At 56.2% G+C, this 7,215-nt stretch carries 8 protein-coding genes; 3 read left to right on the top strand and 5 right to left on the bottom strand.

Annotated features, from left to right (window positions below; translation table 11 throughout):
• Positions 1 to 81: 81 nt before the first annotated feature.
• On the bottom strand, positions 82 to 240 hold the full coding sequence (locus BLT77_RS20225; protein WP_176819205.1) for a hypothetical protein: 159 nt from the start codon (positions 238 to 240) through the stop codon (positions 82 to 84).
• 37 nt (positions 241 to 277) lie between these two features.
• Positions 278 to 649, bottom strand: coding sequence for a DUF2750 domain-containing protein (locus BLT77_RS06030; RefSeq protein WP_176819204.1), 372 nt, complete (start codon positions 647 to 649; stop codon positions 278 to 280).
• Between the two features lie 154 nt (positions 650 to 803).
• Here BLT77_RS06030 and BLT77_RS06025 point away from each other — a divergent pair, with 154 nt between their 5' ends.
• Positions 804 to 1,796, top strand: a complete 993-nt coding sequence (locus tag BLT77_RS06025; protein ID WP_090363451.1) for an NAD(P)H-dependent flavin oxidoreductase — start codon at positions 804 to 806, stop codon at positions 1,794 to 1,796.
• Positions 1,797 to 2,802: 1,006 nt separating this feature from the next.
• On the opposite strand, the gene BLT77_RS06020 is transcribed toward BLT77_RS06025, so the two are convergent.
• A complete protein-coding gene (locus BLT77_RS06020; protein ID WP_090363450.1) occupies positions 2,803 to 3,171 on the bottom strand; it encodes a four helix bundle protein in 369 nt (122 codons plus the stop codon).
• Positions 3,172 to 3,419: 248 nt separating this feature from the next.
• Positions 3,420 to 4,730, bottom strand: coding sequence for a dicarboxylate/amino acid:cation symporter (locus BLT77_RS06015; RefSeq protein ID WP_090363448.1), 1,311 nt, complete (start codon positions 4,728 to 4,730; stop codon positions 3,420 to 3,422).
• Between the two features lie 216 nt (positions 4,731 to 4,946).
• Between BLT77_RS06015 and BLT77_RS06010 the strand changes: the two genes are divergently transcribed.
• Complete coding sequence (locus BLT77_RS06010; RefSeq protein WP_143026574.1) at positions 4,947 to 5,306, top strand: hypothetical protein; 360 nt, start codon at positions 4,947 to 4,949, stop codon at positions 5,304 to 5,306.
• Between the two features lie 517 nt (positions 5,307 to 5,823).
• Here the strand turns inward: BLT77_RS06010 and dusC are convergent.
• Entirely contained in the window at positions 5,824 to 6,783 is a 960-nt protein-coding gene (gene dusC / locus BLT77_RS06005; protein ID WP_090363501.1) for a tRNA dihydrouridine(16) synthase DusC, read from the bottom strand.
• 226 nt (positions 6,784 to 7,009) lie between these two features.
• Here dusC and BLT77_RS20455 point away from each other — a divergent pair.
• Positions 7,010 to 7,215 (top strand): HvfA family oxazolone/thioamide-modified RiPP metallophore (locus BLT77_RS20455; RefSeq protein WP_483863924.1); only part of this gene is annotated, 206 nt, incomplete at its 3' end.

Genomic DNA, 7,215 nt, shown 5'->3' with positions numbered 1-7,215 from the left:
GTCTTTGACCTTGACTGTCGTGCGCGCACTCGCAAGGTTGACGTATCGGGGCGTCAACTACCAACCAGGGTATGGTGCGGGTCAGTATTTAACCCAGAGGTAGATAAGAAAGCCGAACATCATCAGCACGATGGGAATGGCGAGTATGGGAAACAGTGACAACAACAGCCACATCACCAGAGTTATCCAGACACCGTAGCGTTCGATAAAACCAGGCCGTTGCTTGTTTGAGCGAGTCATGAGAAAAACAAAGGGCCCATTGCTGAGCCCCTTATTATTATTCGCCTTGCAGTTCGACGGCCAGCTCTTTAGCCGACATCACTTCGCCTTCGCCCGCACGGGTTGGAACCAGAGCAACGTCGTAGCCGTCGTTTGCCAGGCCGGGAACCCATTTGTCGAGGAAGTCATCCAGCGGAATGCCCATGGGCTGACAGCCGGCGTATTCTTCTGTGGCCCAGCTTTCAGCCAGGTCTTGGTGTGGCCACAGCAGTAGACACTGCTCTTCGCCGGTATCCACCAATACGCAGCCCTGCTCATTGGCCAGGGTCCACAGGGTTTTATGTTCTGCAACCTGCTCCAGGAACTGAGCAAAGCGCTCTTTGCTGGTTTGGCGGTAGAAATTATCGATCTGTTCTTGGGTCAGGGACATGGTATACATCTCAAGTGGTGAGTTACCGGCGGAGTATAACAGCAGCCCGTCACCATAACCAAAGCGTACGAATTTATAAGCAGTTTTGAGCAAAACTTGCTCACTTGTCAGACCGTGGTAACAATATCCTTAGAACCACTTCAGGAGAACCATTATGTCACTGCCAACATTGCTGCAGGACACCTTGCAATTGCCTGCAGTTGCGGCACCGATGTTTCTGGCGTCGGGCCCGGACTTGGTGATTGAAACCTGTAAAGGCGGGGTTGTAGGCAGCTTCCCCGCTTTGAATCAACGGACCAGTGAAGGCTTTGAGCAGTGGCTCGAAGTCATCAATCGGGCGTTGGATGATGCCAGAAAGCAGCCGGGCGCCTTGGTTGCACCGTACGCGGTGAATCTTATTGTTCATGCTACCAACCCCAGGCTGGACGCCGATCTGGCATTGTGCGTGAAGCACAAGGTGCCGATTATCATTACCTCGTTGGGCGCAGTACCGGAGCTTGTGGAGCAGGTCCACAGCTACGGTGGGGTGGTGTTTCATGATGTCACCAATGTGCGGCATGCCAAAAAGGCCGTGGCCGCAGGGGTAGATGGCCTCATTGCTGTTGCCGCCGGGGCTGGCGGACACGCAGGTACCACCAGCCCCTTTGCGTTGGTGGCTGAAATTCGTCAGTTTTTCCAGGGAACGGTGTTGCTCGCTGGCTGCATATCTTGCGGTCAGGATATTGCAGCAGCCCAGCAGATGGGGGCGGATCTCGCGTACATGGGAACCCGGTTTATCAATACCCAGGAAGCGATGTCGTCCGAAGGTCATAAAAAGATGATTCAGCAGTCGATGTCGGCCGATATTCTCTATACGCCGAACATCTCTGGCGTGGCCGCTAACTTCCTCAAAGACAGCATTCGTAATGCCGGTTACGATCCGGAAAATCTGGCGCCGAAGACAGAGGTCGACTTTGGTCAGGAGCTGACTCCGGGTGAGAGCCAGGGGGACAAGCAGCAAGGCGCCTGGGCAGAGATCTGGTCTGCCGGTCAGGGCGTTGGCAGCATCAAGGATATTCCGACGGTGGCCAATCTGCTGCAGCAACTGAAGCTGGAGTACCAGCAGGCCATTGCTGCCCACCACGATATGGTTCAGCGTTACATGTAGCCAGTGGAGGAGGCGACCCGCCTCCTTCGTTCCCATTTTCGCCGCACTCTAATCAACCCTCCGTCGTGCCCGCGCTCTTCTCTTTGTCGTGCCCGCGCACGCGGGTACCCAGCGTCTTTGACCTTGACCGTTTGTCATTCTTGCGCAGGCGAGAATCCAGCGTCTTTCCGTTTTAAAGCCACTGGCCCCTCGCGTTCGCAAGGGCGACGGTGGAGGTAGGTCGTGCCCGCGCACGCGGGTACCCAGCGTCTTTGACCTTGACCGTTTGTCATTCTTGCGCAGGCGAGAATCCAGCGTCTTTCCGTTCTAAAGCCACTGGGCCCTCGCGTTCGCAAGGGCGACGGGGGAGGTAGGTCGTGCCCGCGCACGCGGGTACCTAGTGTCTTTGACCTTGACCGTTTGTCATTCTTGCGCAGGCGAGAATCCAGCGTCTTTCCGTTCTAAAGCCACTGGGCCCTCGCGTTCGCAAGGGCGACGGGGGAGGTAGGTCGGCCCTCGCGTTCGCAAGGGCGACGGTGCGAACTGGATGGTTCTGAAGTTAACTTGACCTATCGAGGTTGCGGCGGAGTTGGGGCTCCTCGTTAGCGGTGCAGGTTAACCCCCCTCCGTCGTGCCCGCGCACGCGGGTACCCAGCGTCTTTGATTTTGCCCTTCTGTCATTCTTGCGCAGGCGAGAATCCAGCGTCTTTCCGTTCTAAAGCCACTGGCCCCTCGCGTTCGCAAGGGCGACGGGGGAGGTAGGTCGGCCCTCGCGTTCGCAAGGGCGACGGTGCGAACTGGATGGTTCTGAAGTTAACTTGACCTATCGAGGTTGCGGCGGAGTTGGGGCTCCTCGTTAGCGGTGCAGGTTAACCCCCCTCCGTCGTGCCCGCGCACGCGGGTACCCAGTGTCTTTGCCCTTAGCCGCTCGCAATGGGGGGGCGGTGGAGCTGTTGGTGAATTAAAGATTCCAACAGTGAGTGTCGATGTAACAAAGTATGGGGCTACCGGAACGCTCGTGGTTGGTTTACACCGGATAATGCTGGGGGGGATGAGGTGGCGGTGTGTCCTGTGGCAGTAGGCAGCCGATGAGGTTTTGCAGGGTTTTAATCTCCTGCAGCCAATGGTGTGCCACCTGGTGTTCAATCATGGCCGTTTGGCGAGCCAGCTCGATGTGGGCATTCAGTTGGCCAAGAAAACCGTTGGCGGTCATTAAACTGTCGGCGCATGGCTTTTGCTCTTCGTAACACTGGGCGAGTTGGCTGGAGACGGCGATAACGGTGGTAGAGAGTTGCTGTCCTAAATCGGTATTAATGTCATCCACAATGTGGTTATGGATCTCAATCACCAGTTGGCAGCTGCGCTCCCAAACCGACAAGATGTGTACTCGTTGCATCAGGCTCCCTCTTTGTGAACCGGCACGGAACTGCAGACAGGCCCTGCTCTGGCGACATGGGAGACGCAAAACACGGGGTGCTGCCAGCAGTGGGTCATGCCGTCATCTACCTGTTGGCGACGCTCCGTTGTCACCACTTATAGTGTCAGTGTAGCTGAGGTTTGAGTCGTGCAAACAGAAAAGGACCCAGAAGGGCCCTTTTTTCAGTAACTTTCTCCTGTTGGAGGAGAAAAAATGATGATTGACGCTTATCCCGCTTTGCTGGGTTCGCGATCGCCCATCAACTGCGCGCCGGCATAGGGGTCGTCGTAAACCTCTTGCTCAAACTCGCCTTCGGACTTGGCCACAATCACGGTCACGGCGGCATCACCGGTCACGTTGACGGCAGTACGGACCATATCCAGCAAGCGGTCCACACCCAGAATCAGAGCGATGCCTTCGACGGGCAGACCCACTTGGTTGAGTACCATCGCCAGCATGATCAGACCAACGCCAGGTACACCGGCGGTGCCGATGGAGGCCAATGTGGCAGTGATGATTACCATCACGTAATCACCCAGGGTCAGATCCATGCCAAATACCTGGGCAATGAACACCGTCGCCACCCCTTGCATGATGGCGGTACCGTCCATGTTGATGGTGGCACCCAGAGGCAGGGAGAAGGAGCTGATGTTGTTGTGCACACCCAGACGGTAGTTGGCGTTCTCAATGGTCACCGGCAGGGTGGCATTGGAGCTGGCGGTGGAGAAGGCAAACAGCTGAACGCTGCGCATCTTCTTCAGGAAGGTGAGCGGGCTCAGGCCGGTAAAGGCTTTCAGCAGCGTCGGGTAAGTGACCAGACCATGCAGGAACAACACGCCCAGCACCAGGAAGAAGTACTTCACCACACTGCCGAAGGTGGCCAGTCCCAGAGTCAGGGCCAGTTTCGCCATCAGTGCGAACACACCGTAGGGAGCCAGCTGCATCAGAATGGTAACCAGCTTCATCACCACGGCATTGATGTCTTCAAAGAAGTCACGAATACGGGCACCGCGTTCACCACTTTGGGAGATGGCCACACCGAAGATGATCGCGAAGACGATGATCTGCAGCATGCTGCCTTTGGCCATGGCATCGATGGGGTTGCTGGGCACAATGTTGACCAGTACCTGGCTGAGCGGCGGCGCAGCCTTAGCGTCAAAGGCCAGGCCTTCGGCGGCCATGGAGGCGTTACCCGGGTGCACCAGAATGGCCAGGGTGATAGCCAGGGTGATGGCGATGGCGGTGGTGGTCAGATAAAACGCCAGGGTTTTGCCACCCAGGCGGCCCAGTTTGCCAGGATCCGACAGTGACGCCGTTCCGCAAACCAGTGACACGAACACCAGTGGAACCACCAGCATCTTCAGGGAGGAAACAAAGATGTTTCCTATGACGCTGAACAGGCCATCCACCAGATAGGTCTCGACTACCTCATTGCCTGGCAGCAGAACCCGCAGGATTCCGCCAATAGCGATACCGGTTAACATACCGATCAAGATTTTGGCGGTTAGACCCATTTTCTTTTGCATCTTTTCAGACATGCAACTTCCTTTGATGATTTCTATTTTTTATTTGCGGCCTAAGCCTAGCAAGATTCCGCTGCCGGAAAAAAGAGGGCAAATGTAGAAATATGAGGCGAGTTTAGCTCAAAGTGACCTTGATGTGGGTTCATGGTGGCGATCTCGTAACAATGAATTGGTCTTAATGATAACGGATGGATAACGGGGTGGGTTATTATTGTGACGGAGAGTCATTGGATGAATTTCGTCATTCGCCAGATTTTTGTCTGCCTATATCTGATTTTGTTAGTGAGTTGCGGTGGTGGAAGTGGCCTACAGGAGGACACTTTAGAGTCTTCCCCTACTAGCTATAGCCTCAGTTTGCAACTGTTCGATTCCTCGGGTAATCCCGTTCAACAGATTCCTCAGGGAAAATCGGTGCAGGCGGCCGCCCTGTTACTGGCAGATAATCTGCCGGTATCGGGCTGGGCGGTGACGTTCTCTGCCACCTCCACCGCCATGGATTCGCCCATTGATACCAAGTTGGCCACCGATGAGCAGGTTAACCACCCCGCCGTCGTGCCCGCGCACGCGGGTACTCAGCGTCTTTGCCCTTGACTGTCGTGCCCGCGCACGCGGGTACCCAGTGTCTTTGACCTTGACCGTTTGTCATTCTTGCGCAGGCGAGAATCCAGTGTCTTTCCGTTTTAAAGCCACTGGGCCCTCGCGTTCGCAAGGGCGACGGGGGAGGAAGGTGGGCCCTCGCGTTCGCAAGGGCGACGGGGGAGGTAGGTCGTGCCCGCGCACGCGGGTACCCAGCGTCTTTGATGTTGACCGTAACCCGACTAAAGCCACTGGGCCCTCGCGTTCGCAAGGGCGACGGGGGAGGTAGGTCGGCCCTCGCGTTCGCAAGGGCGACGGGGGAGGTAGGTGGGCCCTCGCGTTCGCAAGGGCGACGGAGTGAGGCAGGTCGTGCCCGCGGACGCGGGTACCCAGTGTCTTTCTTCCTGGCTGTTCGTAAGGGCAATGGATTTAATGGGAGGGGCGACACGTTGAAGGAGTTGAGAGATGAGTACTCGGGGCAGATAAAAACGCCTCTATATATAGAGGCGTTACTGAATTTGGCTACGGAGGGTTAGGCGAGCGCCCGCTGAGCGCGTTCTCCCTCTTTATGGAGGGTGGCGATGATCTCGTCGACGTCCCTCAGCACTCGCAACTGGCGGAAAAAGGGTTCGGCTTCCGGGTACTGGATGATGATGTAGCGCAGCCACTGTTTAATCCGGTTAGGGAAGTAAATCCACTTTTCACCGTCAATTTCACGTTGGGCGTAGTTGGCCATCAACTCCACCACCTGGTACCAGTCGAAGCGATCGCTTTCGCCGCGCACGACGTTGGCCAAATTGGGCACGGCCAAGGCGCCCCGGCCCAGCATGATGTCCTGGCAGCCGCTCTGTTCGAGGCAGTTCAGGGCATCCTGACGATTCCAGATCTCGCCATTGGCGATCACCGGAATCGACAGGGCCTGGGCGATGGGCTTAATGCGGGCCCAATTGATTCGTTCGGCCCGATAGCCGTCGGCTTTGGTACGGGCATGAATTGCAAGTTCATCGGCGCCGCCACTGGCTGCGGCATCGGCAATCTCCATGGCGTTGTCGCAGCTATCCCAGCCGAGACGCACCTTGGCGGTGACGGGCAGGTGGTCCGGTACTGCGGCGCGAACCGCTTTGACGACCTGATGCAGCTGCTCAGGGGTTTTTAGCATCACCGCGCCGCCATTGGATCGGTTGACGGACTTGGCCGGGCAGCCAAAATTGAGATCAATGCCGGGAGAGCCGAGTTCTGAGGCAAAGGCGGCATTTTCCGCCATCCACTGTGGCGACTGCCCCAGCAGCTGAACCCGCACCGGGGTGCCGGCCAGTGTCGCGCCCCCTTGGGCCAGTTCTGGGCACAACCGGCGGTACACTTTTTCAGGAAGGCATTGATTTACTACACGAACAAATTCGGTGACGCACAGGTCGTAACCACCAATCTCGGTGAAAACCTGGCGCATCAACGGGTCCATGACCCCTTCCATCGGTGCTAATACGACTCTCATGACCATCAAAACAGATTAAAACTCAGGCGCGGGAGTGTAGCAGTTATGGCCATTCGCAGCATCCCTAACAGGAGTGTGTTGATTAATAAAGCGTCAAGATCAAAAAAAGTTGTTATATTGTGAAATAGATCCTGATGTGGCTGGGTCTGTTATCGTAAGCCAGCGAAATATGACGCTGGGTTAACAATGGTTTAAGCATCCGAGATATGAAAGGAAGGGTATTAAGATGAATTCAATGAAAAAAACCACTGTTGCAGCAGCGTTGGGCCTGTGTGTAGTTGGTACTGCCATGGCCGCAAATGCCGCTGATGCGAATCCATTTGCCGCTCAGGAGCTGACTTCTGGTTATCAGTTGGATGGTGACAAGCACAAGGAGGGGAAGTGCGGTGAAGGCAAGTGCGGCGGCGAAAAGAAAGCCGGCGAGGGTAAGTG

Source organism: Ferrimonas sediminum (genome assembly GCF_900100175.1).
GTDB classification, from domain to species: Bacteria; Pseudomonadota; Gammaproteobacteria; order Enterobacterales; family Shewanellaceae; genus Ferrimonas; species Ferrimonas sediminum.
Note: the sequence above shows the minus strand (reverse complement) of the source record. Positions and strands in the feature narration are given on the sequence as shown.

Bases quoted from the DNA above. Each gene is read 5' to 3' on its own strand.
- BLT77_RS06020 (WP_090363450.1), bottom strand. From the start codon at position 3,171: ATGCAACGAGTACACATCTTGTCGGTTTGGGAGCGCAGCTGCCAACTG.
- BLT77_RS06010 (WP_143026574.1), top strand. From the start codon at position 4,947: ATGAATTTCGTCATTCGCCAGATTTTTGTCTGCCTATATCTGATTTTG.
- BLT77_RS06030 (WP_176819204.1), bottom strand. From the start codon at position 649: ATGTCCCTGACCCAAGAACAGATCGATAATTTCTACCGCCAAACCAGC.
- dusC (WP_090363501.1), bottom strand. From the start codon at position 6,783: ATGAGAGTCGTATTAGCACCGATGGAAGGGGTCATGGACCCGTTGATG.
- BLT77_RS20225 (WP_176819205.1), bottom strand. From the start codon at position 240: ATGACTCGCTCAAACAAGCAACGGCCTGGTTTTATCGAACGCTACGGT.
- BLT77_RS06025 (WP_090363451.1), top strand. From the start codon at position 804: ATGTCACTGCCAACATTGCTGCAGGACACCTTGCAATTGCCTGCAGTT.
- BLT77_RS06015 (WP_090363448.1), bottom strand. From the start codon at position 4,730: ATGTCTGAAAAGATGCAAAAGAAAATGGGTCTAACCGCCAAAATCTTG.